Source organism: Sphingobium ummariense RL-3, from assembly GCF_000447205.1.
GTDB classification, from domain to species: Bacteria; Pseudomonadota; Alphaproteobacteria; order Sphingomonadales; family Sphingomonadaceae; genus Sphingobium; species Sphingobium ummariense.
In genome coordinates, this window is sequence record NZ_AUWY01000075.1 from 1 (window position 1) to 26578 (window position 26578).

At 61.5% G+C, this 26578-nt stretch carries 24 protein-coding genes and 4 pseudogenes; 6 read left to right on the plus strand and 22 right to left on the minus strand.

The features are described 5' to 3' along the window. Positions 1-17: 17 nt before the first annotated feature. Positions 18-769 (minus strand): IS5 family transposase gene (locus M529_RS48380; protein WP_152522588.1). Its coding sequence is split into 2 segments (ribosomal slippage): positions 18-451 and positions 451-769, totalling 753 coding nucleotides; the frame shifts between segments, so codons are not numbered across the junction. A gap of 267 nt (positions 770-1036) precedes the next feature. On the opposite strand from M529_RS48380, the gene M529_RS35505 reads away from it, so the two are divergent. Beyond that, positions 1037-1312 carry a hypothetical protein gene (locus tag M529_RS35505; RefSeq protein ID WP_021318006.1) on the plus strand — a complete coding sequence of 92 codons (276 nt, stop codon included), beginning with the start codon at positions 1037-1039 and terminating at the stop codon, positions 1310-1312. Here the strand turns inward: M529_RS35505 and M529_RS35510 are convergent, their stop codons facing one another. Beyond that, entirely contained in the window at positions 1313-1603 is a 291-nt protein-coding gene (locus tag M529_RS35510) for a ketopantoate reductase family protein (protein WP_330217777.1), read from the minus strand. Positions 1604-1701: 98 nt separating this feature from the next. Here M529_RS35510 and M529_RS35515 point away from each other — a divergent pair, with 98 nt between their 5' ends. Beyond that, the gene (locus M529_RS35515; protein WP_020817822.1) at positions 1702-3072 is read left to right on the plus strand and encodes an IS1380 family transposase; all 1371 of its coding nucleotides are present in this window, start codon (positions 1702-1704) and stop codon (positions 3070-3072) included. 153 nt (positions 3073-3225) lie between these two features. Here M529_RS35515 and M529_RS35520 read toward each other — a convergent pair whose 3' ends face one another. Beyond that, positions 3226-4026, minus strand: coding sequence for a ketopantoate reductase family protein (locus M529_RS35520; RefSeq protein WP_021318008.1), 801 nt, complete (start codon positions 4024-4026; stop codon positions 3226-3228). Between the two features lie 286 nt (positions 4027-4312). Here M529_RS35520 and M529_RS35525 point away from each other — a divergent pair, with 286 nt between their 5' ends. Continuing rightward, positions 4313-4870 (plus strand): OsmC family protein, encoded by a 558-nt coding sequence (locus tag M529_RS35525; protein WP_021318009.1) that lies wholly within the window; start codon positions 4313-4315, stop codon positions 4868-4870. Between the two features lie 35 nt (positions 4871-4905). Here the strand turns inward: M529_RS35525 and M529_RS35530 are convergent, their stop codons facing one another. From M529_RS35530 to M529_RS35555, 6 genes and pseudogenes are all read right to left on the minus strand, one after another. Further along, the gene (locus M529_RS35530) at positions 4906-5802 is read right to left on the minus strand and encodes a LysR family transcriptional regulator (RefSeq protein ID WP_021318010.1); all 897 of its coding nucleotides are present in this window, start codon (positions 5800-5802) and stop codon (positions 4906-4908) included. Positions 5803-6030: 228 nt separating this feature from the next. Beyond that, the gene (locus M529_RS35535; protein ID WP_021318011.1) at positions 6031-6867 is read right to left on the minus strand and encodes an alpha/beta fold hydrolase; all 837 of its coding nucleotides are present in this window, start codon (positions 6865-6867) and stop codon (positions 6031-6033) included. A 181-nt stretch (positions 6868-7048) separates the two neighbouring features. Next, complete coding sequence (locus tag M529_RS35540) at positions 7049-8665, minus strand: GMC family oxidoreductase (protein WP_021318012.1); 1617 nt, start codon at positions 8663-8665, stop codon at positions 7049-7051. 331 nt (positions 8666-8996) lie between these two features. Beyond that, positions 8997-10048 (minus strand): annotated as a pseudogene (locus M529_RS35545) (benzoate/H(+) symporter BenE family transporter). 118 nt (positions 10049-10166) lie between these two features. After that, entirely contained in the window at positions 10167-10970 is an 804-nt protein-coding gene (locus tag M529_RS35550) for an alpha/beta fold hydrolase (RefSeq protein ID WP_021318015.1), read from the minus strand. Between the two features lie 28 nt (positions 10971-10998). Further along, a complete protein-coding gene (locus M529_RS35555; protein ID WP_330217778.1) occupies positions 10999-11430 on the minus strand; it encodes an organic hydroperoxide resistance protein in 432 nt (143 codons plus the stop codon). 134 nt (positions 11431-11564) lie between these two features. On the opposite strand from M529_RS35555, the gene M529_RS35560 reads away from it, so the two are divergent. Beyond that, the gene (locus tag M529_RS35560) at positions 11565-12050 is read left to right on the plus strand and encodes a MarR family winged helix-turn-helix transcriptional regulator (RefSeq protein ID WP_021318017.1); all 486 of its coding nucleotides are present in this window, start codon (positions 11565-11567) and stop codon (positions 12048-12050) included. Between the two features lie 50 nt (positions 12051-12100). Here the strand turns inward: M529_RS35560 and M529_RS35565 are convergent, their stop codons facing one another. The 9 genes and pseudogenes from M529_RS35565 to M529_RS0124625 all read right to left on the minus strand — a co-directional run. Then, positions 12101-12466 carry a DoxX family protein gene (locus tag M529_RS35565; RefSeq protein WP_161626344.1) on the minus strand — a complete coding sequence of 122 codons (366 nt, stop codon included), beginning with the start codon at positions 12464-12466 and terminating at the stop codon, positions 12101-12103. A 47-nt stretch (positions 12467-12513) separates the two neighbouring features. Further along, positions 12514-13145, minus strand: a pseudogene (locus tag M529_RS48390) (LysE family translocator). Between the two features lie 171 nt (positions 13146-13316). After that, positions 13317-14447 carry an excisionase family DNA-binding protein gene (locus M529_RS35570; RefSeq protein ID WP_031294974.1) on the minus strand — a complete coding sequence of 377 codons (1131 nt, stop codon included), beginning with the start codon at positions 14445-14447 and terminating at the stop codon, positions 13317-13319. A gap of 293 nt (positions 14448-14740) precedes the next feature. Then, positions 14741-15517 carry a response regulator transcription factor gene (locus M529_RS35575; protein WP_021318021.1) on the minus strand — a complete coding sequence of 259 codons (777 nt, stop codon included), beginning with the start codon at positions 15515-15517 and terminating at the stop codon, positions 14741-14743. Continuing rightward, the gene (locus tag M529_RS35580; RefSeq protein ID WP_084491082.1) at positions 15514-16758 is read right to left on the minus strand and encodes a DMT family transporter; all 1245 of its coding nucleotides are present in this window, start codon (positions 16756-16758) and stop codon (positions 15514-15516) included. The genes M529_RS35575 and M529_RS35580 overlap by 4 nt, the downstream gene beginning before the upstream one ends. Before the next feature lie 191 nt (positions 16759-16949). After that, a complete protein-coding gene (locus M529_RS35585; RefSeq protein ID WP_021318023.1) occupies positions 16950-18335 on the minus strand; it encodes an NAD-dependent succinate-semialdehyde dehydrogenase in 1386 nt (461 codons plus the stop codon). Positions 18336-18385: 50 nt separating this feature from the next. Then, the gene (locus tag M529_RS35590) at positions 18386-19609 is read right to left on the minus strand and encodes an alkene reductase (protein WP_330217776.1); all 1224 of its coding nucleotides are present in this window, start codon (positions 19607-19609) and stop codon (positions 18386-18388) included. A 128-nt stretch (positions 19610-19737) separates the two neighbouring features. Beyond that, positions 19738-19953, minus strand: a pseudogene (locus tag M529_RS50295) (IS110 family transposase); the annotation flags it as partial. Further along, positions 19947-20912 (minus strand): annotated as a pseudogene (locus M529_RS0124625) (IS110 family RNA-guided transposase); the annotation flags it as partial. The pseudogenes M529_RS50295 and M529_RS0124625, both read right to left, overlap by 7 nt. A gap of 264 nt (positions 20913-21176) precedes the next feature. Between M529_RS0124625 and M529_RS35595 the strand changes: the two are divergent. Beyond that, a complete protein-coding gene (locus tag M529_RS35595) occupies positions 21177-22010 on the plus strand; it encodes an IS5 family transposase (protein ID WP_040600737.1) in 834 nt (277 codons plus the stop codon). A 35-nt stretch (positions 22011-22045) separates the two neighbouring features. Next, complete coding sequence (locus tag M529_RS35600) at positions 22046-23071, plus strand: IS110 family RNA-guided transposase (protein ID WP_021318027.1); 1026 nt, start codon at positions 22046-22048, stop codon at positions 23069-23071. A 447-nt stretch (positions 23072-23518) separates the two neighbouring features. Here the strand turns inward: M529_RS35600 and M529_RS35605 are convergent, their stop codons facing one another. From M529_RS35605 to tnpA, 4 genes are read right to left on the minus strand one after another with little or no spacing between them, the layout of a single operon-like run. Then, positions 23519-24118: a plasmid pRiA4b ORF-3 family protein gene (locus tag M529_RS35605; protein WP_021317575.1), complete on the minus strand. Its 600-nt coding sequence runs from the start codon at positions 24116-24118 to the stop codon at positions 23519-23521. Further along, entirely contained in the window at positions 24115-25647 is a 1533-nt protein-coding gene (gene tnpC / locus M529_RS35610) for an IS66 family transposase (protein WP_021317576.1), read from the minus strand. The genes M529_RS35605 and tnpC overlap by 4 nt, the downstream gene beginning before the upstream one ends. Positions 25648-25704: 57 nt before the next feature. After that, positions 25705-26067: an IS66 family insertion sequence element accessory protein TnpB gene (gene tnpB / locus M529_RS35615; protein ID WP_021317577.1), complete on the minus strand. Its 363-nt coding sequence runs from the start codon at positions 26065-26067 to the stop codon at positions 25705-25707. Continuing rightward, entirely contained in the window at positions 26064-26453 is a 390-nt protein-coding gene (tnpA, locus tag M529_RS35620) for an IS66-like element accessory protein TnpA (RefSeq protein ID WP_021317578.1), read from the minus strand. The genes tnpB and tnpA overlap by 4 nt, the downstream gene beginning before the upstream one ends. Between the last annotated feature and the right edge of the window lie 125 nt (positions 26454-26578).

Consider the following 26578-nt stretch of genomic DNA (forward strand, 5'->3'; position numbering starts at 1 on the left):
CTAGAGCGGATCGACATTTATTGTAGCCAGATCATGGCGGCGGCGAGGTGTATGAAGCCGGTGAAGTGGATGGTTCGGCGTTCATATCGGGTGGCGAAGCGGCGGTAGTGCTTGAGCCTGTTGAAGCATCGCTCGATCTGGTTGCGATGCTTGTAGATGGCGACATCGTGGGGGATTACGGCCTTGCGGCAGCGGTTCGACGGGATCACCGCGATGGCGTCCATATCGGCGATCAGTGCGCGTAAGGCATTGCTGTCGTAGGCTTTATCGGCAAGCACGGCCTCGGCCTGCAGGCCGTTGAGCAAGGCCGGTGCAGTGGTAATGTCGCCGACCTGGCCGGCGGTGACGATAAAGCGCAGCGGCCGGCCGAACGTGTCGGCGAGCATGTGGATCTTGGTGGTCAGCCCGCCTCGGGAACGCCCCAGCGCCTGGTCGCAGGCCCCCCTTTCCCGCTCGCCGCCTGCTGGTGGGCACGAACGATGGTGCTATCGAGCATCAGATACTGATTGTCGCGGTCGGCCACCAGCGAGGCAAACACTCGCTCCCATACCCCGGCATGGCACCAGCGGCTGAACCGCCTGTGCACCGTCTTCCACTTGCCATAGCGTTCCGGAAGATCGCACCAGTGGGCGCCCGACCGTAGCACCCACAAACAACCGTTCACGAACAATCGGTTATCCGATCCCGTCCGGCCACGATCCCCCGCCTTGCCAGGCAGCAACGGCTCGATCCGCTGCCACTGCCCATCGCTCAACTCGTATCGCTTGATGCCCATCACCCGCTCCGTGCCATAACACGGAACCCCATGAATCAGACAGCCTCTCGCTTGGGAATCCTAAATGTCGATCCGCCCTAGCCGACTGGCAGCTCCGGCGGACGCAAGGTCGGCCCAAGCCGTACTTCCTTCCCCCTGCGTGGGCCCCATCATCGATCAGACCGCTATCGCCCTGCGCGAGAAGTCTGGCATCCTTGGGCAGGCGGGAGGCTGGAGCGATGAGTCGCCCTCCTTCGAGCGCACACTGGGCGGGATTACGCGATGGCCTCGCTCCTCGCCATGGTGGGCCCTACACTACTTGGGAAACCCGAATTCGAATCGATGCTCGCCGCCTTCCAGCGCGCGGTGAAGGAGAAGACGCCGGCCGCGCGCAAGGCCAAGTGGCGCGAGCTGCCGGAGGCGATCGGACCGCTGGCCCAATATGCCGCCCCGGAATGCCTTTGGGCGATAGCGACCGAAGGCGTCACGACCGACGCCGCGCTGGTTGTGCTGCAATCGCTGATCACCCGCACGGAGGTGATGAGCGGCGGCCCGTAATCATCCAATTCTGCACTTTGATACTGGCGCCTGACCGCCTTGCTCAACATCTAGCGCATGTTTCGAGTTCTGCGAAAGATCTTTGAAATGGGCAATGCTGCTAATTGCCTGCGTCACGGGCATCGATATGTTGTAAGCATCGGAAAGCTCCAAGACCGCGTCGCAAATCGATGCCAGTTCCAAGCGATTGCCGCGCTCGACATCCTGTAGCATCGACGTCTTGACCGAACCCATTCGACGCGCTGCGCTTAAGATTGTTTCAGGATCGACTTCGAGCCTAGCCCGGCTTATTCATCGGGCTCAGTCAGCAGGGTTGGCGGGAGTGGTGTAAGCGATTGCTTTGATGTAGGAAAATGGGTGTCTAGACCAGTCCTGCAGCGAGGCAATTTATGCCACGGGCCACACCCGCCGGGAGCGATGATAGCGCGCCGGGATTTTCGTTTCCAGCGATCGGGCGCAAGAAGATCACAGCCGCGTTCGACGGAGGTCGGCTCACCTCGGATGGCGGTGTTCTGCTGCTGGCACAGGCCGAGCGCGCGATGGGGCTTTGCCGGCGGCTTGCGGCTTGCATTGCCGATCCGCGGGACCCTGTGCGGGTGATCCATCGCCTTGATGACATCCTGCGTGCCCGGGTGTTCGCGATCGCCTGCGGCTATGAAGACGCCGATGATCTCGACGCTCTGCGCGACGATCCGGGCTTCCGTCTGGCGCTGGGCAAGCTGCCGGGATCGGGCGCGGGGCTGGCCAGCCAACCGACGATGAGCCGGTGGGAAAATGCGCCGACCACACGCGAACTGGCCAGGATGATGGCCGCGATGATCGACATCTACTGCACCAGCTACCCCGCCGCGCCGGCGGCGGTGACGCTGGATATCGATGACACCTGTGACGTTGTTCATGGCTATCAGCAGCTCTCCTTCTGGAACGGGCATCATGGCGAGCGCTGCTTCCTGCCGATCCATGTCTACGACACTGCCACCGGCCGACCGGTGGCGATGCTGCTGCGCACCGGCAAGACACCGTCGGGCGCCGAAGCTGCCGGCCACATCCGGCGCCTGGTGCGCCATCTGCGCCGGCACTGGCCCGAAACGCACATCACCATCCGCGGCGACGGGCACTATGGCCGGCCCGAGGTCATGGCCTTCTGCGAGGCGGCCGGCGTCGACTACGTGTTCGGCCTGCCGACCAACGCCGCGCTGCGTGCTGATCCCGAAATCGTCGCTGCCGCCGATGCCTGCGCGGTTAAGCGGGCTCAGCGCCAATATCCGGTCCTGCGCAACTATGCCGAGACCCGCTACGGCGCGAAGAGCTGGAAGTGCCAGCGCCGCGTCGTCGCCCGGATCGAGGCCAGCACGCTGGGCATGGACATCCGCTATGTCGTCACCTCGCTGGCCGAAGGTTCGGCTGAGCATATCTACGACACCCTCTACTGCGCGCGCGGCAACGCCGAGAACCTGATCAAGCGCCACAAGACCCAGCTTGCCAGCGATCGTACCTCGTGCCGCTCAGCCAATGCCAACCAGATGCGCCTCATCCTGCACACCGCCGCCTACTGGCTCGTGTGGCGCATCCAGCAGGAAATCCCGAAGGCTGCCGCGCTCGCCACCGCCGAGTTCGCAACGCTGCGCCTGCGGTTGCTCAAGGTCGCCGCCCGCGTCATCGAAACCGCTACGCGCATCCGCGTCGCCTTCGCGTCAGCCTGTCCCGATGCCAGCCTGTTCAGAACCATTGCCACCGGCCTCCGGCCGGCACCCACATAACCAGCGCGGCAGTGCCGCCCAAAGCCCGAGCCCTCGTCCTTCAACCTCGAAAAGCCCATCGATCCTGACGCGGTGAAAAAAACCGCCGGAGGAGCTTGCTCTGATCACCCGACGACCGACAAACCATGCTCGCACGAACCCGGAGCGGAGGCCTCATGAATAGTGCGGGCTAGCGCCATATGCGGTCACTACCGGCAAGACTTCGTCCAGCATTTTCCGGCTGACAGCCGCGAGGTGGGCATTGCCAAAATTCTCTCGAAGCGTGGCTCCGGTTATCGCGGTGAGGGGATTGGATATCAAATTTCGGACAACCTTGGTCCAGATGGAGTCGCGGAGCCGATTGGGGATGCATGATGAAATGCCGGACTGCTCCAGCACCGACACAACGCCTGCAAGCCTTGCAGTTCGCTCGTCGTCCAGTTCCCCCAGCGTCATTTGCAGCGGATTGAACGTCCTCGCTGTCGTGCGATCAGTCCTTTCAACGGTCATGGTGGTCGTTGTGCCAATGATCTGGCGCGACGGAATCAGATGTTTCAGCACATTGGCGGGATCGACTGCGCTTATATGTCGACCAGCCCAATTTCCGTCCAATCCGTCGAAATACCACCATGGAATGCCGTTTATAATAGGGACGACGATGGTGCGGGCTGCAATCAGATGCCGCACTGCAAGAGCGAGGCCCGGCAGATCATGGGATTTTGAACAGAGAAACAATATGTCGGCCTGCAAGAAATCGGCGGCCTCGCCAACTTCGGGAAACAAGTGGTGAGCGCCTTGCTTGTCGATCAAGCGAACGCCGTTATTTCGGACGAACGCCACTGCATCCCCCCTCGCGATCAGACCGACTTCATAGCCTCCCAACATCAGGCGCGCGGCGAGTGCGATCCCTACTGCGCCCGCACCGGCCACACAGATTTTTGGCTTTGCCAGATTCCCCCGAGCCATGCCGATCATCTCCTTCACGCGATGCAGCGCCGGGATGATTTCGGGGCGTTACCTTTGGGTTTCTGCCATAAGAAATGGGATTACAGCTGAAACTCGGGGGGTTCGGCGGTCACCGCGGGCCCTGTGACAATTGTAGCAAGACTGCGTCGAAACGAAGTTCTTTTGTCGTGGGACCGGTTCAGCAGAGGCGCCGTTAGCATCGCGACTATCATGTCTGCTTGCCCCCATCACAGGTCCGCCTGCTTTCGCCGAGTGCGCGTCCCGCTTTTCGATTACCAATCAGAAGGAAATAGTCTTGCTTGAGAATCCCAGGACCAGCAAAATTAACGGCATCGACCTCGGTGCGCTTCGCGAGATCCGCGCGGCGATCGAGCAGAATGCCGATCACGGGCGCGTGCAGTTTGCGGTCAAGACCGAGTGGAAGGGCCAGACCCGCTCTGAAAGTGTCGTCGAAAGTTACACAATCGGTGGAGACCAAGTCGAACGACATTTTACGATCGCGGCGGACGAGCCGCTCGAATTACTCGGCACCAATGCCGCGCCCAATCCGCAGGAATTATTGATGAGTGCTGTGAATGCCTGCATGATGGTCGGCTACATCGCGCAAGCCGCCATGCGAGGCATCAAGCTGGAAGCGTGTCGCATCGAAACCCAGGGCGAGCTGGACTTACGGGGTTTCCTCGGCGTCGATGACTCTGTCCCGGCGGGATATCGCCGGATCGACTATCGCGTCTTTATCGAGGGCGATGGAACGCGCGAACAATATGAGGAAATCCATGCTGCCGTTCGGGCGACATCCCCGAATTTCTTCAACATGGCACAGCCGATTGAGATGTGCGGCACTTTAGCCTGATCGACAAACTTGGCCCTTGCGATATGCGCGTTGCTTCATCTCGCAAGGGCCCTCGGCCCCGGTATCAGGCTTTGGCGAAATTTATCGAGAAAGACGCGAAGCTTGGGGAGGACTTGCCTGCGCGACGGAAACACCGCCCATATCGCGAGATCCCGCGGTAACGCACCAGCGATAGGTACAGGAACGAGGCGGCCGTTTCGCAACTCTTCCTCCACATCCCAGGCGGACAGCTGGGCGAGCCCCAGCCCGGAGACGCATGCCGAAAGGAAGCCATCCACGCTGCTGGACGAAAAGCGACTGTTTACGCGGACCGCTTTCTCCTTGCCATCGACAATGAACTGCCAGTGCGTGAAATTTGGGAATGTCAGGCATTCGTGGGCCGCAAGATCGTCGACCGCTGCTGGAGTGCCGTGCCGCTCCAGATAGGATGGCGCGGCATAAATATGCTTGGGGTTATCTGCAATCTTGCGCGCGATCAGCCCCGAATCTTTTAGCGGCGCGATGCGGATGGCAAGGTCGATGCCTTCCGCTACGATGTCGGTGATGCCGTCACTCAGATGCAGGTCGATGTGAAGATTGGGATGCTCATTCAGCAGCTCGGAAATGACAGGCATGATCTTTTTGCGGCCCAGCGTGATCGGGGCTGTCATGCGCAGAAGACCCTTCGCCCCGCTCCCGGAGGGGGACAGCATTTCTCGCGCTGCCTCCTGGGTATCGACGATTTCGACGGCGAACTGCTGGAACGCTTCTCCTTCAGGCGTGAGCGAAAGCGAACGCGAGGTCCGGTTGAGCAGACGGACGCCGAGTTCCTCTTCCAAGGCCGCGAGCCTTCGTGTGGCCGCCATGGGCGTCAGTTTGAGACGCCGGGCAGCGCCCGACAGGCTTCCGGTCCTTGCAGCCGTCAAAAACACTTCAAGATTCTGCGTGTCCATGCCGATCCTAACGATATGCGTTATTTAAGTTCGTCTATCTAGCACATGGCATCACATTGAGCAGCCAGCTACATTTTTGCCGCTCAGCGGCATACAATGAGGAAAAGGATCGCGCGTGCGACTTGCGCTGACGTCGCACCCTTCGACCGAATGGCCGGATCGAGTGGGATATCCCGCCCGACCCGGCCAGGCCTACCACCGAGACCGCTAGTTGCGTGCCGCCAAGAATCAATTGATCGTTTCGAGAAATTCCTCGAGCAGCGCATTCACCGTCTCGGGCTGCTCAAGCGTGGCGCTGTGTCCGCAGTCATCGAGAATATGGGCGCTTGTGCTGAGGCGTTCCGCCATCTCCACACTTTCACCGAATGGGCGCGAGCGGTCTTGACGGCCGGCGATGACGAGAATCGATGCATTAATGCGATCGAGAATGTGCATTGCGTCTTCGCGCCCGAAGATCAGTCTGCCGAGCGGCACGATCGATTGCCGAAGCCTTGCGGTATCATATTCGGCTACCTGCTGTCGAAGCTGCGTGCCGAGGCCCGGAGACCGCGCGAGAGTCGCGGGGGCGAAGAAGAGGGGCATGATATTCGCTATGATGGAATCGGTGACGCGGCCTTCGCGTTCGACCTGATCGAGCATGCCGAAATAGGTCCGTCGATTGGTAAGCGGCTCTTCGCCGAGATAGCTATTCAACACCGCAAGGCCGTGTACGCGCTTGGGTGCCGAAGCGGCGAGATGGGCTCCCCACATCCCGCCCATCGAGGACCCGATAACGGTAAATTCTTCGATTTCGAGCGCGTCCATCAATGCGAGCATCTGCGCGGCAACGTCGGCAAGGCTCTGTGTCCCGCCGGGCATGACGCCCGATCGACCGTGACCCCACATCTCGGGAACAATGAGTCGAAACCGCTTTTGCAGTGCCTCAATCTGAGGTTGCCACATGCGCCAGTCCCACAGATAACCGTGACCGAGCAGCACCGCGGGGCCATCGCCGCGGTCGATCACCGAAAGAGTGCTTCCGGCTATGTCGAAAAATCGGTACTCAACTATATCGTTGTTATTCATTATTGATTCCTGCCTGAAGTGAGGGGGCCGCATGGCGGCCAGCCCGTCGAAGTCGAACTTTTGTGAACAGCGTGTCGGTTGCGTTGGGGCGATCGTGGCCGCCTTGCGCGAACCGGCCCAATATGTGCCTTGCCGTCCGCGGCTTCCGGCAAACCTGTCACCGGGCGCGGACGGCATGATGTCAAAGGGCGTGCTTCTCGCGAATACGCGCGGCCGCCTGTTCGCCGATAATAGCGCATGGGGCCTGGGTGTTGCCCCTGGTGACCTGCGGCATAATCGAGGCGTCGGCGACCCGTAGGCCTTCGATTCCATAAACGGCCAGCGAGGCATCGACGACGGACGTCTCGTCCTGCCCCATTTTTGCCGTGCCGCATTGATGCCAATAGGTCACTGCAGAATCGCGAATGAAGGCATCGAGGCCAGCGGTGTCCCGTGGCCCCGGCATGACTTCCCCTTTGACGAATGGCTTGAATGCCTCGCCGTTGCCGAGCGCGCGGCAAAGCCTGACACATTCGCGCGCCGCTTCACGATCCTCGGGATGCGACAGCATATTGGCGTCGATCGTCGGCGACTTGGAGGGATCGGTGTCGCGCAGGAAGATACGGCCGCGGCTCTTTGGCGAAGCGAGGCCGGCGAACATTGTCCACCCATGCGCGGGCACCCCCAGTGCGGCGGTCCGTTCGCTCGGAACGGGAAACTCGACCTGGCAGAAGAGGAGGTCGGGTGCGTCCAGTTCCGCACGGCTCTTCCAATATAGCGTCGCCTCGCTACCGCTGTTGCGCGGCGCCATCGGTCCCGCAAGCTCCCACATGCACCCAAAGGAAATATGATCCTGCATGTTGCGGCCGACGCCAGGGAGATGTTGTAGGACGGGTATCACATGTCGTTCGAGCTCGGCGCGATCGCCGATCCCCGAGAGCATCAACAGCTTCGGCGTGTTGATGGCACCGGTCGACAGCACGACCTCGCCGCGCGAACCGACGGAAAAGATACGTCCGTCCTTTTCAACTTCCACACCAATGGCCCGGCGCTGGTCAAACAATATGCGACGCACCTGCGCGCCCGTCATGATCGTCAGGTTGGGCCGATCAGACCAGGGGTGGACATAAGCGCGGTATAGGGAATGGCGTCGACCGCCGCGGACAAGCATGTCGGTGATCGCAGCGCCGCCAGGACCTTCCATCATCGCGCCATTCGGGCTGTCGAACGTCGGAATCGCTTGCTCCGCGGCCGCGTTGATCAGCGCATGGGCAAGTTGGCTCGGCTCACGCGCGGGTTGCACCCACACCGGTCCGTCAGTCCCGCGACGGCCGACGTCAGGCGCGCCCTGCCAGCTTTCGATCCTGCGATAGATGTCGAGCACGGACTCGTAATTCCAGGACTCGTCACCCGCTTCCGTAGCGAAATGATCCCAGTCTGCACGATGCCCGCGCGCCCAGACCATGACATTGACGCTCGATCCGCCGCCGAGGCCCCTGCCCATCGACATCGAGAGCGCACGCCCATCGAGGTGAGGGTTGGGCTCAGCCTGAAAGCTCCAATCGCGTTCGGTACCGAGATTGGTCGGCCAGAGAGCGGGATCCAGAACGGATTCGGCCTCGTCGCTCCCGCCGGCTTCGATGAGAAGGACGTGGACGTCGGAGTTTTCCGCCAGCCGACGCGCGATGACGGAGCCCGACGAGCCCGCGCCGCAGATAATGAAATCGTAGGTCGACTTCAAATTCGCGTTCAGCCTGGTCTGATTTTCGAGCGCTCGTCGCGCGAAATCCTTGTCTTGGTCGAAGGGAGAGAGAGGCATCAATTTTCCTTTCCTTATTTTGAAACCGGCAGGGGATTTACCGGAGACTGGCCGAGGGTGAGCTGGGGGTCGGTGTCGAGCGAGCAATGGAACGCTGGTATCAAACATATCAAATTTATCAATATTATTTGATATGACTGAAATCAAAAAAGTCGCTGCTACTCCACTCAATCGGTGGATCGTGACGATTTAACTCGATCAAGCTTTGCGCCAGATCGGCTGCGAACTTGTCCAAAAGCGGAAAGAGCAGACGCGCCAAGACCCGCGGCTAGACCTCAGAACGCGGAGCCGAGACCGAAGAGCGTCAGGCCGGAAGCGGTCGCAAGAAAGGTCAAGATCGCGGGATCGCGATCTTGACCTTTCCTATCATTGCTTCGAAAGACGATATGAAGGTTGGTATGAGTGCAATTCCCGTCAGCGCGCCGATGACGGGAGGCGGTAGCGCCAGGAAGAATCGCACCAGCAGAGGCGAGAAGAGAGCAAGCAGCAGGTATATGCCCGCATATATGATGCCGACCGTCCAGCGCTTAGAGCGATCGGCATGCGCGTCTTCGCTGGTGCAGATGGCGGCGGTAATCGCCGCGAGGTTGAGGGCATGGCCGCCGAACGGCGCGGCGAACAGGCTTGCCAGTCCGGTGCCGACCAGCAGCGAAGAAGCTTGAGGCTCGTAACCCGAAGCACGCAATATGATCAGCCCCGGCAGATTCTGCGATATGAGCGTGACCAGAAATTGCGTTGATCCGAGACTGAGGACGACGGGCAGATCGAAGATCAGCGCTGCGAGCTGGAGCGTGCCAAACATCCTGCCAGCAGGCAGTTCGACCACATTGCCCCGCAGCAAGGTGATCGCCACCCCGGCGGCAAGAACGAGCGGCAGGGCGTAGAGCGGCACGCGGCTGCGCGCGGCGACGAAGGTCGATAGCAACAGCACGGCCAGCAGCGGGTCGATCCCCGCGATCCGGAATAGTTCGAGGCATAAAGGAAGGATTACGCCTGCCAGCATTGCCGAAGCGATCGTCGGCGGAATCCGGCGTATCAGGCGTTCAAGAGCCGGAATAAGGCCGAACAGGATCATGAGTAGCGCGGCCGACAAAAGCAACCGATCATGGCTGGCCACGAAACGCCTGCCGGCGCGGCCGCGAGGAAGGCGGCGCCAGGCGTCGACCAGGCAAGGATGACCGGCATGCGAAGGCGCAACGATAGAGCTGCGCCGAAAATGGCAATGCCGAGGCAAAGTGCCGTCACGGCGGAACCCGTTTGATCGACCGAGGCCCCGAGCGAGCGCGTGGCCTGAACGAAGATCGCCACCGTGCCGCCGAATCCCACAAGTGCGGCGATGAACGCCGACGACCAAGCCGTGAGGGGAAGCGTGAGGCGCGGCATAGGGGATTTCCGGACAGTTGAATGCGGCAGGATTCAGCGGGTTAAAGAGGGAGCATTGCAAGCGGGGGTGCATGCTCCCTCCCAGCTATCGATGGGCAAAGATGGCAGGACGCGCGTGTCAGCGTGGCTTTTGCGATACTTGCCTCGCGGCCTGGTCGATCACATTGGCAACTACCGTGGGTTGCGTCATGAACACTGCGTGGCTCGCCGCTACCTCGGTGACCTTTGCGCCGATGCGCTTTGCCATATGCTGGAGCATGCGCTGATCGAACGCCTTGTCGTCGGTTGCGATGACTGCCCAGCTCGGCTTGGCACGCCACGCAGCCTGGGTGAGCTTTGTTGAAAACGCCGACATGTTGATCGGAACTTGCGCGTCGCGCATGAAGGCAGCATCGGCGTCGCTGGCGTCCGCGGCGAAGCCGGCCCTGAACATATCGGCTTTCACATAGCCGAAGCCGTCGCCGTGGGTGTCGAGAACGAACTCGGGAGGCGTGACGAAGCCCTCATATTGCTGCGCAGTCGTCTCACCGGCGTCAGGTGAAAGCGCCGAGACATAAACGAGACCGGCGACCTTGGAATCGACCCCGGCTTCGGTGATCACCGTTCCGCCCCAGCTATGGCCGACGAGGATGGCCGGACCCGGCTGACGGTCCAGCGCGCGCTTGGTTGCGGCGACATCGTCAGCGAGCGATGTCAACGGGTTCTGGACAATCGTCACGCGGTAGCCGCGCTTCGTCAGTTCGTCATAGACGCCGCGCCAGCCCGAACCATCGGCGAAGGCGCCGTGAACCAGGACAATGTTGCGGACAGGCTGCGTCGCGGAAATTCGCCCGGATTGATCCGCGCCTTCCGTCTGGGCCGCGACATTGACCGACATCGACAAGGCCGCTGCGGCGGCGAGTATTCCAATGGTCTTCAGCATGGGGACGTTCCTTTCTTTGCAGGGGAGGTCAGGCGGCAATGTCGAGACGGACGTCGAGGCTACCGCGAGTTGCATGCGAATATGGGCAGACGATATGCGCCTGGTCGACAAGCTCCTGCGCAACCGCGCGGTCGACTCCGGGTAATTCGATGGTGAGCGCGACATCAAGACCGAAGCCCTGGCCGTCGTCGCGCGGACCGATTCCGACTGCCGCGGTCACGCTCGCCTCATCGGCGATCTTCATCTTGCGCTGGCTCGCGACGAATTTGAGTGCTCCGAGGAAACAGGCTGCATAGCCCGCCGCAAAAAGCTGTTCGGGGTTACTGCCGGTGCCGCCCGGGCCCCCGAGTTCTTTCGGCGTGACCAGCGCGATACGAAACGTGCCGTCGGTGGTGGCTGCTTCCCCGGTACGGCCGCCGGTAGCAGAGGCTTCGGTACGATAGAGGATAGTCATCGGAATCTCCTTCCATATATGCGATAATAGTTATCGCGATATGCCTCGATAGAGCGACTTGCGACGCCTGTCTAGAAAAATATATCGCGATATTTATTGTTGCGATTTGATCTGCTATGTCTGCGCGAAAGGAGCTTATCGTGGTCGAGGAAAATCCGCCGGTCCCGCTGGAGGACCAACTTTGCTACGCCATCTATTCGACGGGCATCGCAATCCAGCGCGCCTATAAGCCGCTGCTCGACGCGCTTGGACTGACCTATCCCCAATATCTGGTACTCAATATTCTCTGGCGCGAAGATCGGCAGGCGGTCGGGAGAATCGCGGAGCAACTCGCGCTTGAGTCGAGCACCCTGACGCCGCTGCTGAAGCGTCTCGAGGCGTCTGGCCTCGTTCGTCGAAACCGGAATCCAGCCAACGAGCGCCAGGTCGTGGTCGATCTGACCGATGCGGGCCGGGCGCTCCGGGCGCGGGCCGGGTGCCTGGGTGACGCCCTGCTGGCTGCATCGGGCCAGAGTCCGGCCGCCCTGAGCGACCTTAACCGCGAGGTCGGACATTTGCGCGACGCCATCTATAACCATATCGGCGGTTGGAACCTCGTCGCCACGGAGCCCGACGGAGAGCGGTAAATCCGGATGTCGTATCTTCACCGGCGCGTGTGTGTGGCCTCTTTGCGGACCTAGCGGGGGGCGGGGACAGGTTTGCGTGACCCGAGCAACGCGAATATTCCGGGCTCAGCGAGGGCAAGTCCTACCCAGACGAGGATGCCGATCCCTACCGAGATGAACTGCGGCGGCGATCCGAGGCCGCTCGCAGGCACGTGAACGGCAATCGCGCCCCCAAGAAAAGCCGTCGTTAAGACCGCACCGGCGAAACTCGTCGCGGGAAACGCAAGCAACAGGGCGCAGCCGAGCGTCAGCAGCGAAAGCAACGGGCCAGCATCGGCCGGATAGCCGATATGCTCCAGGGCCGCGACCATCGGCGGCGGCGAGGTGAATTGCATATAGCCATCGAACAGCAATGCTGCGGCCGCGACAAGAATCATCGCGCGGCCAAGACGGCGGGCAAATATTTTGTGCATGAGGAAATCTTTCAGAATTGGACGCGCCAGGCCAAGCCAAGCTGGACCGCGAGGATGAGGAAGATGGCGCCGGATATGCGATCGAGCCTTGTGATCACGTCGGAGCGGCGGAGCCAGGGACCGATCGCGCTGGTCAGGGCGCTGAGCGAGACGAACCAGATAAGCGCCGTCAGGATGTGGACGCTCGCAAGTGCCAGGGCGTGGAGTTGGTTTCCGGCGCGCGGGACGAACTGAGGAGCAACATCAGGTAGAAGAGACCGACCTTTGGATTGAGAATGTTCGTTAGAAAGCCCGTACGCAGAGCGTCGCCGGCGCGCGCCGACGCGGCGCGACCAGCGACATATGCGTCAAAGGTCTGGCGAGGGTTTCGCAGCAACCCTACCCCGAGCCAGCCTATATATAATGCGCCAATAGCCCGTAGTAGATCGAACGCGAGCGGCCATCGCGCGAGCATTGCGCTCAGCCGGAAGGCAGCCGTGGCACCCCGGCAAAGGCAGCCAATGGCGATGCCCACGGCCGTGCAGTGGCCTTGCCGGGCGCCGTAGGTCGCCACCGATTGGATCACCATCGCGGTGTCCAGTCCAGGCGTCACGGTGGGCATGACTGCCGTAGCAAGAAAGGGCACAAGACTGTCTGCAAGCATATCGGGCACCACTGGACTGTCACGATGCGGTCCATGCCGCGATGGAGTCCTATGGGGCTCGCGCGTTTCCCATTCGCTGCACGGGAGCCAGATGGAGTTTCAGATGTAACGAGCAATCAGGGGCGCGGCCGGGCGCATCGCGGCCAAAGCGTGTCCGTTAGCGAAAAGGATTCAGCGTCCGGGCGGTGGAACTGGCGTTCCAGCTTCGCGCTTCGGGTTCGATCGCCCGATTTGGCGCTTTGGGTCCTGAAGTTGCCGCTTGGCTTCTCGCAGCCGGAGCTCGACCCCGCCAAGATGCGCGAGCGCGGCCAGAGTTTCAGTCTGGCGCTGATTAAGGCGTCGTGCAGTCAAATCGATGATACAGAGCGAACCGACGGCGAAGCCCATGTCGTCACGGATTGGAGCGCCCGCGTAAAAACGGAAGCCTCCGTCGCAGGCAACGGCCGGATTTTTCTCAAATCGCGGATCCTGGCTCAGATCTTCGACGGCGAAGACATGGTTTTGCATGATCGTGTAATTGCAAAACGCCCAGCTTCGCGGCGTGTCGGTCATGTCGAGACCAATCCGGGCCTTGAAGAATTGCCGCGTCGGGGTCAGCAAGGTGACGAGCGCGATCGGCGCCTCGAGGTTATTGGCGGCGAGCCAAGCGATACGATCGAAGGTTTCTTCGGGCGCACTGTCGATGAGACCTGATCGCTCGAGAGCGACAAGGCGCTGCTGTTCGTTAAGCGCGACAGGATAGGGAAGGTTGTTGGCTGCTTCCAGGACTTGGGGCGGATCGGAGAGAAGCTCGCGCATTGCGGCAACGGCTTCCCGGCCCGACGTCACCACCTTTACGCCAGCGACCTCCATCTCGCGGGGCAATCCATCCTTGGTGATGAGAATGACATGGTCGGCAGCCAAATCGGTTTCGTCGGCGATTGTCGCGACGAAGCCGGCTAGCAGCGCGGGGTCGCTGCCTCCTAAAATAAGTGCGGCAGGCTTGCGCTCGCCAATCGCCAGAAGTGCGGCGCTGCGGTTTGCCGCGAAAACGATCGTAAATTCGGGGAACGACGATGCCGCGCTTTCGATCTCCTCGCGCAGCGCGCCACCTGCAAGCACGACGAGGATGGCCGAGGGGCGCTCGGTGGTTGCCGGGTTCCCGGCGATAATAGCTTCGACGTCGCGCCGGTAGACGCGGCGATGACCGCCGGGCGTTTTCCAGGACGGAAGCGAGCCTCCCTCGATCAGAAGCTGCGCCGTACGCACCGAAACGCCGAGCAATCTGGCGGCTTGCGTCGTCGTCAGAATGTCGTCGCTCATTGCATCCCAATCCGCCTGCCGCTGCTGCGCCGCGACGGGCACAGCGTATCAATCGCTTGGCAGTATCATAGATGCTCTTGGTAAAAATGGTAGAATTGATGACATGGCGAGCTGCGGCACCTTGCGAGGAGCCGAGCGGAGCGCTGAAACTGTCAGCGAAGCGCTATGCGTCAGGATCGCAATAACCCATCCGTCGCTCTGGGAGGCCGGTCAAGAGGCCGTGTTCGCATCGGTGCCGGAGGCCGCGAGGGGGTCGTTGGAACATGAGCCTGAACGCGCGACCGCAGCAGGCCTCAGAACAAGGTCTCGACGCGGGCCTCAAACCGATAGCCAATCCCGCGCACCGTCAGGATCCAGTTTCGCGAGGTAGGGCGGCTTTCCAGCCTGCGCCGAAGTCGGAGCACCTGGACGTCGATACTGCGGTCGTAAATATCTTCGTGCGTCCGCGTCGCGTGCATCAGATGCACGCGACTCAACGGGCGTTGGGGCGCTTCCAGAAAGGCGGAGAGCAGCGTGAACTCGCGCTTTGTCAATTCAACGGACGTACCCTCGGCGTCAGAAAGCGATCGTTGCCGGGAGTGAAGCTCCCATCCGTCGAAACGAAAGCCGCGCAAGATTTGCGATCCGACCGCACTCCTGCCGATCTCCTGACGCCGCAGGATGGCGCGTGCGCGCGCAAGCAGCTCATTGGGTCGAACCGGCCGAACCAGCACATCGTCAGCGCCGAGTTCCAAGCCGACGACATAGTCGATATCCGCCCGGTTCTGGTCGCTGATGAGGATCAATGGCACGCAAGTCTGAAGGCGGATGCGGCTCAACAGCGCATATCCCGCTGGACCGAGCGCAGGAAAATCGACAACGGCGAGCGCAAATCGCCCCTTTTGTAACTGCCGGAGCAGATCGTCCCCGTCGGTTTCGACAATCTGGCAGCGGTGACGCTCGAGGAAGCGTGCAATCCCGCTTCGAAGGTCATGATCGTCACTGACAATGAGGACACGTCCAAGGCAGGTCGTGAGTCCCAGCGACTTCTCCCACGCAAGGGCGCCGGCGAGGTCATGGGTTTGCATCATTGGCTTCGGGCCTTCGCAACGGGCAAATGCGAGAGAACCGCGATCATCGCTAAAGCACGCCAAATGGGTATTCCGAGGGCAATCTGTCTTGGAGCGAAGGGGCCTGCGATCCGTGCGCAAACGCGGCTGAAACAGAAATCGCCCAAGCCCGACTTGCCTGGCGGACAATTGACGGACTGATTTTTTGGGACGTCAGCGCGCGACGGCGTCGTTTCGCACGGGTGACTGTCGGACTCAGTGCCTCTGACAAAGCAATCCAAGGCCTCGCTTTCCCCTCGCCGAACGCACTCCGTCGGCGGCTTCAATCGCGAACGAGGCTGCCTGATTGACAGAAGCAGCCCTCCGGTGAGGATGATCAGACCGCCGACCTGGGGCAACGTCGGGATTTCATCCGCCAGCGGTACGCCAAGGATTATGGCAACGCCCGGTGCCAGAGCAGGAAAAAGCGAGGACCGCGCGGCACCAAGGCTGGAAACCGCGCGTCCGAATGCGAAAAGCGAGATTATCCCCGAGAACAAGCCCAGCACGATAGTGAGCTGAAACAGCATCCGTGGATCGGCAGCAATCAAGGCCTGCGGGCCGTGAACAAGGAGATAGGCCGGCGCGTAGGTCAGGAGCGCGAGGACCGAGATCGCGGCCGTGCCGGCCATGGGGTCGATGGCCCAGCGACGCTGCAGCAGCGTGAAGAGCGCCCACATGAGCCCGGCGCCAGCGAAAAGCAGGTCTCCTTTCCAGGCCTCCGAGCCGCCGCCAAGGAAACCGGGCCCGACCGTGATGCCAAGCCCGATAATCATCAACGCAAGCCCGAAGGCGCGCCTGAAATCGACACGTTCGTCAGTAAAGATGGCGGCGAGGACGATCCCCACCAGCGTCGACGTGCCGAGTTGGATTACCGCTCCGTGCGCCAGTGGCGCAAACGCAAAGCCAGTCGTGCCAACCAGCACGAACAAGGGGCCTGCGAGCAGTGCAAGCGCCGCGCCCCGCAACCAGCCTACACCACCGAGCGATCTTATGTCCTTGCGCAATAGCCAGGGCAGCATCACCGCACCGGCGGTTCCGTAGCGCAGGAACGCGAGGTCCGCTGCATCGAAACCCGCGCTCGTCCCGACGCTCGACCAGGCGAAGAATCCACCCCAGATCAACGCAGCGATTGCACCCCATAAGAAGCCCCCCTTTTCGCCAGTCGGACGAGGCCGGGGGGCGCAGAACGGGCGCTGCTTACGTGGCGACGGCCGAAACATGACTAGGTCTCCTGGGGCGCTGGCGGCGCAGGCCGCCTCGGCGTGGATAAGACGCTATAGGATCGCCGGTCTCGGATGGGTCATTCAGCAGACCCTGGAGCAGTCGCATGGGACTCGTCCGAGAAGCGGAACTGAAAGTGCCAAAAAACCGGGAGAGCGGTATGGTTAGTCCGCTCTCCCGACGAGCCCGGTCACGCGGCCTGTGTGGTCGGCGCGATCACGACCAACTTCTGGTTGACCAGTTCCTTGATACCGCTTTCGGCGAGTTCGCGGCCATAGCCCGAGCGCTTCACTCCGCCGAATGGCAGTTCGGGTCCGCTGCCGGTCATGGCGTTGATCCAGACCATGCCCGTTTCAATTCGCGATGCCAGCGCCTTGGCGCGCGCGGTGTCGGCCGAGAAGATCGAACCACCCAGGCCATAGGGTGAATCATTCGCGAGCGCGACGAGCTCATCATCGTCGCGCACAACGTAGAGCTGTGCGACCGGCCCGAAAAACTCCTCGAAATAGGCCGGGTTGTCACGCGTGATATCGGTCAGGATCGTGGGTTCATAATAAGCACCTTCGCCCGCGATCGGGTTGCCGCCGTGGAGGACCTGGGCTCCCGCCGCAACCGCATTGCGAACCTGCTCGGAGAGATTGTCGCGCGCGGCCACCGAGGCGAGCGGGCCAAGATCGACACTTTCATCCATAGGGTCTCCCACGCGTATGGCTCGAAACCGCTGTGTGAGCTTCGCGATGAAGCTGTTGGCCACTTTCTCGTGCACGAGAAAGCGCTTGGCCGAGGTGCAAACCTGACCAGCCGCTGCCAGCCGGCCCGCCGCACCGACTTCGGCTGCGCGATCGAGATCGGCATCGTCCAGTACCGCGAAGATGTCCGAACCGCCCAATTCAAGCACCGACTTCTTGAGGTTGCGACCCGCCTCCGCCGCGACGATGCTGCCCGCCCGTTCAGAACCGGTCAGGGTCACGCCTTGGACGCGGTCGTCTTGCAACAGGGCGGCGATCTGGTCGTTGCTCGCAAATATCGTGGTCCAGACGCCTTCGGGAGCGCCCGCCTCGAGTATCAATTCTTCAATCAACTTTGCGCATTGCGGTACGATCCCCGCCGGCTTGACCAAGACGGGATTGCCCGCTGCGATCGCAGGAGCAGCGACGCGCACCAGTTGATAGAACGGGAAGTTCCACGGTTCGATTGCGAGAACGACCCCGATCGGATGGTATTCGATCCAGGCATCACCCTGATCGGTATCGATCTTTTCCGGCGCGAGCATCGTCGCAGCATTGCCGGCGAAGTGGCGTGCAATCTTGGCGATCCCGGCAACTTCCGATCGTGCCTCGGAGATGCGCTTGCCCATTTCGCGCACCGCCACTGTCGCGAGCTCCTCCGACCTGCCGTCAATAAGGTCAGCCAGCCGTGACAGCGTCTCGAGCCGTCGTTCTATCGGTCCTTGCGACCAACCCGACCTATAGACCGCGGCTGCCCGGGAAAGGGCATTCTCGATCTCTTCCGCAGAGTGGTTGGCGAACTCCGCGACGATCTCACCAGTCGCTGGATTGATGCTCTTATATGCCATGAAAATTCTCCACCGCGCAGGAGACCGGGTTTCCCCGGCCTCCCGATTTGTCAGGCCGCCTGCGCGTCGACCAGAAACGGATAATCGGTGTAACCTTCGGCTCCGCCGCCATAGAAGGTCGTTCGGTTGTGCTTGTTCAGCGGCGCCCCTTTACGAATGCGTTCCGGTAGGTCCGGGTTCGCAATGAACGGACGACCAAAGGCGACGGCATCTGACTTTCCTGAGGCCACGGTCGATGCCGCGGTTTCCGGGACAAAACCGCCGGCAGAAATGATGGGACCGCCGAACGTCTTCTTGAACAGCGACGCAACGTCCGGAGCCTCCATGTCGAGCGGCTTCTCGTCATTGGTGAAGTCGGAGCGCGGCTCGATCAGGTGAAGATATGCGATGTTGCGCTTCCCAAGTTCTGCGATCGCATATTCCCAAAGAGCCAAGCCGGACGAATCTTGCATGTCGAGGATGCCACTCCAGGGCGACAGCCGAACCCCCACGCGATCCGCACCGATTGCCGCTGCCACAGCGTCGACGACTTCAAGGAGAAGGCGCGAGCGATTTTCGATCGACCCGCCATATTCGTCGGTGCGCTGATTGCTGCCGTCGTGCAGGAACTGATCCAGCAGATAGCCATTTGCGCCATGGATCTCGACACCATCGAAGCCGGCACTGCGCGAGTTACGGGCCGCTAGGACGAAGTCGTCGATGATCGCCGCGATTTCGCCAGTTTCGAGCGCGCGCGGTGTCTCGAACGGAACGGGTTTACCGTCAGCGTCCATGTGGTCGCCGACAATTGCGATCGCCGAAGGTGCGATCGGGAGCGCACCTTGCGGCTGCATCGTCGAGTGCGAAACGCGGCCGACATGCCAAATCTGATTGAAGAAAAAGCCGCCCTTTGCGTGAACGGCCTCGGTCGCGAGGCGCCAGCCTGCAATCTGTTCGTCCGAATAAATGCCAGGCACCCAAAGATAACCATGCGCCTGGGGCGTGATGTCGGTCGCTTCGCTGATCTGGAGCCCGCCTTCGCTCGCGCGCTGTCCGTAATACTCGGCATTGAGTTCATACGGAATGTTACCTGGCTGCTTGGCGCGCATACGGGTGAGTGGAGCCATAACAACACGGTGCTTGAGGGTAAGCGCTCCGAGCTGGAGCGGCGTAAAGAGTTTGTCCTGTGCCATGTGAACCTCTGTTGGTTTTTGATGCACCGGATGTAGATCGCCGCTCGCATCGTTACCATTGTGATGATTCGTGAAGTTGAGTAACGATTTTTGATATTTCATAACCTGCTCAAAAAGCCTGTGCGCGGGCCGACAGTGCATATCTCTCTGCGTTAGCTGCGGTTGTTGGTCGACCCAATTTGACTGATGCGGTAGATGCCTCCCTTCGACTGGTATCGCATGATGCTGGCCAGCCGTTCTCGAGCGCGAAACAGGATGGTACGGCTTTGCTGCTCCGTAGACTTGGGCTCGACGAAACGCATTTCTGTCGTTGTGCAGCGATCACAATGGCTTCGGCATCCGCGTCTTTCTTCTGCCGCTTAACGAACGGCTTCACGTAACGCGGAGCGATCAACTTCACTTCGTGGCCGCGCCTGAACGCGCTATCCCCGCCAGTCATGCGCGCCATTTTGTTGGCCAGCGCGACGGCCGCCACCATGCGCGGCTTGCGCCCCAGTATGCGGCCGAGCCAACTGTCGGGCAACACGCCGCGCCGGATGATCCAGCGGATCCTGCTCATCGCGCCAACAATCAGCAGCTTGCGGATATCGGCCTGGCCCATCTTGCTTACGCCGCCGAGTCGCGTCTTGCCGCCGGTCGATCGCTGCCGCGGGACCAAGCCGAGCCAGGCGGCGAAGTTTCGGCCGCTGGCGAAGGCGCGCAAATCGGGTGCGAATGCCATTATCGCACCCGCGGTCACCGGGCCGACTCCCGGCACTGTGCAGAGCCGACGCATCGCGTCGTCGACCTTGATCGCGGCGCGCAGCTTGAAGTGCAGATCGTCAATCTTCTGCGTGAGCACCGCGATCTGATCGAGGTAAAGACGAACGATATCGCGCACAGCGTCAGGGAGTTCAGTCGCGTTGTCGTCGATCATGCCAGCGACGGTCTTGAGACCTGTCGGCCCTTGCGCAACCACGAGCCCGAACTCGCCAAGATGTCCCCGCAGGGCGTTGATCAGTTGGGTGCGCTGCCCGACAAAGGACTGGTGGGTCCGGAATGCGACTGCGCGGGCCTGATGCTCCGCGCTCTTGACCGCCACGAAATGTAAGTTCGGCCGCAGCGCGGCTTCGGCGATCGCAGCCGCATCCGCCGCATCGTTCTTCTGTCGTTTGACGAACGGCTTCACGTAGATCGGCGGGATCAGCCGCACCTCGTGGCCAAGGCCTTGCGCAAACCGTCCCCAGAAATGGCTCGTCGCGCACGCCTCCATCGCCACAATGCAAGGTGTCTGCTCGCGCGGAACCGTCTCGAGCTTCGCGCGCGAAATCATCCGGTTAAATAGAACCGCCCCTCCCGCCGCGGTGGCGCAGATCTGGAAGCTGCGCTTGGCTAGGTCGATCGCGAGAATGTGAACGTCGGTCATGTGCTCCTCCATCTCCAGCGCAGCATCGCGCCGGTCAGGCATCATACGATGCCGGATGAAGGGGGCATCCACATGGGGTAATCGCGGGAAGCGAGTCGGCCCTGGTCAGCTAGACATGGAAGGGGGTGGCTGTTCCCCGATAAGATGGAAATACGGGCTCACGACGCGATGCCGGGCCCAAGCATCTAAGAGCCCGCCTCGAAAGTTGTTGAGCAATACCAGTATGTTGTGATTCAGTCCGTCCTGCGAGAGATGGAGTGATCAATGACATGGACTGGTATTGCCCGGCAGGAGCATAGCCGGAAAGGATTGCGCTATTCCAGCGATATGACGGACCGTGAGTGGTCTTTGGCGGAGCCGTTCATCCCGCCGGCCAAGCGCGGAGGTCGTCGTCGGACGACAGACATGCGCGAGGTGGTGAATGCCTTGCTTTACATAGCAGCCAGCGGCTGCGCCTGGAGGCTTCTGCCCAAATGCTTTCCGCCGGTCTCGACGGTGCAGCGCTATTTCTACGCTTGGCGCAACACCGGTTTGCTCGAGGCCATGAACACGATGCTGGTGATGAACCTGCGCGAGATCGAAGGGCGCGAAGCCTCGCCGAGCGCCGGTGTGATCGACAGCCAGTCAGTAAAAACTACCGAAAGCGGCGGCCCTTGCGGGTATGACGCGGGCAAGAAGATCAAGGGCCGCAAGCGGCATATCCTGACCGACACCTGCGGCTTTCTCATCTTCGTCCTCGTCCACACCGCCGAGATCCAGGACCGCGACGGTGCCGTCGATGTCCTCAAGGCCGTGCGGAAACGCTTCCCGTGGCTGCGACATGTTTTTGCCGATGGGGGCTATGCCGGCAACAAGCTCCGTACTGCCCTCGCCGGATCAGGGGCCTGGACGATCGAGATCATAAAGCGTTCGGACAAGGCGACGGGCTTCCAGGTTCTCCCGCGGCGGTGGGTCGTCGAACGCACCTTCGCATGGCTTGGCCGATGCCGCCGCCTCGCCAAAGATTGGGAAACCACCATCGCATCCTCCACGGCATGGACAACGATAGCCTCCATCCGCATGCTCACCCTCAGAACTGCAAGGTATTGCTACGCTTGAGGAACTTCTGAGTCAGGCACTAAGGGAGAACAGCCATGGGAGAATATATCGGCCTTGACGTATCGATGAAAGATACTGCGATCTCGGTTCGGCGCGACGGTAAGCGGGTCTGGCGAGGCAAGTGCGCCTCAGATCCGGAGGCCATTGCCCAAATGGTCCGCAAGCATGCCCAAGAACCAGAGCGAGTTATCTTCGAGACTGGACCTTTGTCGGTCTGGTTTTTCCACGCTCTCCAGGCTGAGGGATTGCCAGCTATTTGCGTCGATGCGCGTCACGCCAAAGCGGCGTTGGACATGGCTGCCAACAAGACCGATGCCAACGACGCAGACGGCTTAGCGCATCTGGCGGAAGTCGGCTTCTATCGAGAGGTTCGGGTAAACGGCTTCGGCAGCATGCTGACCCGAACGCTGGTGGCAGCTCGCACGAAGTTGGTCAGGATCAAGACCGAGATCTCAAACCAAATCCGCGGCTTGATGAAGACGTTCGGCCTCGCCGTACCTGCAGGCAAGGGCAGTACATTCGACGCAAACGTATGCGCCAAATTGAGCGAGAGTTCGGACTTGGCGGGCATCATCTTACCGCTGCTCGAAGCTTGGCGCAGCGTGCGTATGCGCGCCGCTGAACTTACGCGGCGCCTGATTGGGGATGCGCGTCAGAGCGAGGCCTGCCAACTGCTGATGTCTATCCCAGGCGTCGGCGTCGTTACTGCGACCGCCTTTGCGACGGCCGTGGAAGATCCCGCCAACTTCCGAACTTCGCGATCCGTTGGCTCCTGGCTCGGCCTGACCACACGACGATACCAATCAGGACAGGTAGACTACAATGGTCACATCTCCAGGCGCGGCGATCACCAAGTGCGAAACCTTCTGTACGAAGCGGCCTGCGTCATCCTGACCCGCAGCTCGGCTGAAAGTACCTTGCGAGACTGGGGCCTCAAGCTCCGAGAACGCGTCGGCTTCAAGCGCGCCGCAGTTGCGGTGGCGCGGAAGCTCTCGGTTGTGATGCATGCCATGCTCAAGTCAGGGGAGCTATTCGACAAGACCGCTGGCGCGCCAGCCTAGCAACTCCGCCGGCGAGCAGTCAGCGAACGGATCCGTCCCTGCCGGGACGTGGGCTGAACCATTCCGCTTGATGGGATGCACCGGCTTCTGCCGAGTGCGCCGTCCACATAGGAAGGTTCCGTCCGCCGAAGACCCACCGTGCGGTGGCCCATGCCGACCGCGAAGACGACCCTGAACCCGGCATACGGTCAGCTCAAAATCTGCTTGCAACAGGAGTGGCGATTAGACGACCCCATCAGTTCAGACTGGCGCGCTGCGGGATAGCGCCACTTTACTTCAACCGCCCGATCGGCGGCGACACGCTGATGATTCTCGCTTGAGCACCGGCGAGCCTGCATACCTGCTCTCCAATAGGTGAAAACACCTTATCTCGGTGTCCACCAAACCGGCAGCAGGCCACGCCGCCAATTTTGTTGCGTAAGCGTGGTCTGAGGGCCGCAGTGATGATCAGGCCTCGTTGATGGTGTGAGCGGCTTTGCCGGAGGCCCTGCGTTTGGCGAGCGTGGCCATGCGAGTGTGGATTTCGTCGGGGCTGATGTCGTCGGGATCAAAGGGACGCCCATACCATTGCAGCACTGACTTGCGTTCCGGATGGCGCGGCTTGGCCATGGCTTCAAGAAATTCCTCGAAGCCCGGGAGACCGCCGACATCCTCGGGTGGTGCGCGGCGCGCGCCGTCGACGAACCGGGGGTAATGCAAGGCCGGATCGGCGGAGAGAACCTCCTCGATGACGATGCTGTGCCGCCAGTCGTCGCCAAAATCATATGTGTAGGAGAAGGCGGTGACGCCGCGCTCGATGAGCTTGGTGAGCCGCTGGTTGCCGGCGTCGCGGGTCGGCGGGTCCATATAGTCATCGTCGAACCGGATGCCGTAGCTGGCCTCGCCGATATCGAAGCGAAACAGGTGGTAGTTCTCGAACAGCATAACGGCCTGGATCGCCAGATGCAGGGTCTTGAGGCTGTTGGAGATGGGCAGTTCGACCCGCCGCCAGATGGCGGGCTTGATGTCGTCGAGTGTGATGCGAATCCGGGCGATCTGGTCGGTCATGCCGCCATGCTGACGGGCGTGCCGCCGGCTGTCCAGTTCCAGGGCATGAGCTCGTCCCAGCGCGAGGCTGGCCAGTTGCTGGCGATCTTCTCGACGACGTCGGCGATATAGGCCTGCGGCTCGACGCCATTGAGTTTGCACGTCTCGATGATGGAATAGATGGCGGCGGCGCGTTCGCCACCGGCCTTCGAGCCGGTGAACAGCCAGTTCTTGCGGCCGATCGCGATGGACCGGATCGCCCGTTCGGCGATGTTGTTGTCGATCTCGGCGTAGCCATCATCAAGGAAGCGGGTCAGCGCCGTCCAGCGCTTGCGGCCATAGGCGAGTGCCTTGGCCATCGCCGACTTTGGCGACAGGCGACGCAAGGCGTCGTCGATGGCGGTGCGCAAGTCATCGACCAGCGGCTTGCAATGCCGTTGCCGGTGCTGACGCCGAACATCGGGCGGTTGCCCTCGAATATCGGCCTCATGCCGATATAGCTGCGTAATCCGCTCCAAAAGGTCGGTCGTGAGCGGCGTTGGGCTAGTGGCGTGGTTCTCGAAGATCTTGCGCCGGAAGTGCGCCCAGCAGGCGACCTCTCTCACCCGGCCGTCCTCGTAGAGCTTGTCGTAGCCGGCATAGCCGTCGGCCTGAAGGAGGCCGGAGAAGGATTTGAGCTCGGTCTGCGGATGGATGCCGCTGCGATCGGGCGTGAACTTGTACCAAACAAGCGCCGGGCCGGCGACGCCTGAAGCCCGATCATCGACGACATAGGCCCACAGCCTGGCCGTGGCAGTCCTTCCCCTGCCGGGATCGAGCATCGGCACGGGTGTATCATCGGCGTGGATCTTGCCGGCCTTGAGACCTTCCTCGCGGATACGGCTGACGATGGGATCGAGCAGCGCGGCGGCCTGTCCGGCCCAACCGGCCAAGGTCGAGCGATCGATATCGATGCCCTGTGCCGCCATCATCTCGGCCTGCCGATACAAGGGCAGATGATGATCGAACTTGTTCACCACCACATGGGCCAGCGTTGCGAAGCTGGCTTTGCCGCGCGCAATCGCCTTGGGCGGCGCCGGCGCCTGAATGATCTTCTCACAGGAGCGGCAGCTATACTTGGGACGCACGGTTCGCATGACGCGCCATTGCACGGGTAGCACGTCGAGCATCTCGTCGCTGTCCTCGCCCAGCGGGCGCAGCGCGCCGCCGCAATCGGGACAGGTGCAGGTGCCGGCCGCCGGTTCAATACGACGCTCCTCGCGCGGCAGATGCGCCGGCAACGACCGGATCGGTGCCGGGCGTTCATTGCGATCCGCAAAGGACGAACGCGTGCCGGCAAGTTGGGCTTCGCCCTCCAGTTCTTCCAGCGCCAGTTCCAGCTGTTCGATCTGCAGGGACAGCTTCTCGGAGGACTGACCAAAGGTCATGCGGCGAAGCTGGGCAAGCTGAACGCGAAGGGCCGCAATGAGGCTGTCGCGTGCCGCCAAGGCCGCTTCCAGCTCGGCGATCCGGGCGTCCTTGTCGAGGAGGGAAGAAGCAGCGTCCGACACGGCGAACCGCTAGCATAAAGTGCCTCTTTGCGCCACAAAAACAACGGTAATCCGCCATTAGCCGGCCAAACATGGTGCTGCTGTGCGTTCCGGCCGGCGCCAGTCAATGCCCTCTAGCAGCATCGATAGCTGCGCCGCACTGAGGATCACCTTGCCCGTCTTGGTAGTCGGCCAGACGAACTTGCCTCGGTCCATCCGTTTGGAAAACAAACACAGGCCCTGACCGTCATACCAGAGCAGCTTCACCAGATCGCCGCGCTTGCCCCGGAAGGCAAACAGGGCGCCCGAATGCGGGCTCTGCTCAAGCACCTGCTGCGTCATCACCGCCAGCCCGTCGAACCCTTTGCGCATATCGGTCGCGCCACAGGCCAGGAATATCCGGGTGGAGCCTGTGCCCGCAAAGCCGGGGAGCGGGATCATCGGGCAGTCAGGACCGCGAGCACGCGTACCAGCGCATCGGTGTTGACAGATCCATCCACGGTCAGACGTACGCCCGACGGAAGCTCGATCCCGATCTGGCCACATGTGAGCGTCGGTTCAGGTGGCGCTGTGGCCGGCATCGGCGGCCCGGCCACTTCAACTTCGGCGAAAGATGTCAGTGCCGGCAGTTGCACTCCGGTCAACTCGCCCGACATCGCCTGCCGCCGCCATGTGTAAATCTGGCCGCTGCCAACCTCGTGCCGTTCGCAAGCATCCAGGACCGATCCGCCCGAACCGAACGCATCGCGCAGAATCGCCAGCTTCTGCTCCACCGTCCAGCGCCGCCGGCCCGATATCCGGCCAACGACCTCAATCCGAGTGGTCATATGACCGCTCGTATGACTACTCGCCCCATCAGCCTCGCTATCGTCCAAAACCGCCGCTCCCCAAAAGAGCCGCAATCAGCCTATCCTACCGATCTCGCGCAAGGCGGCCTGCTCACCACGCTTAC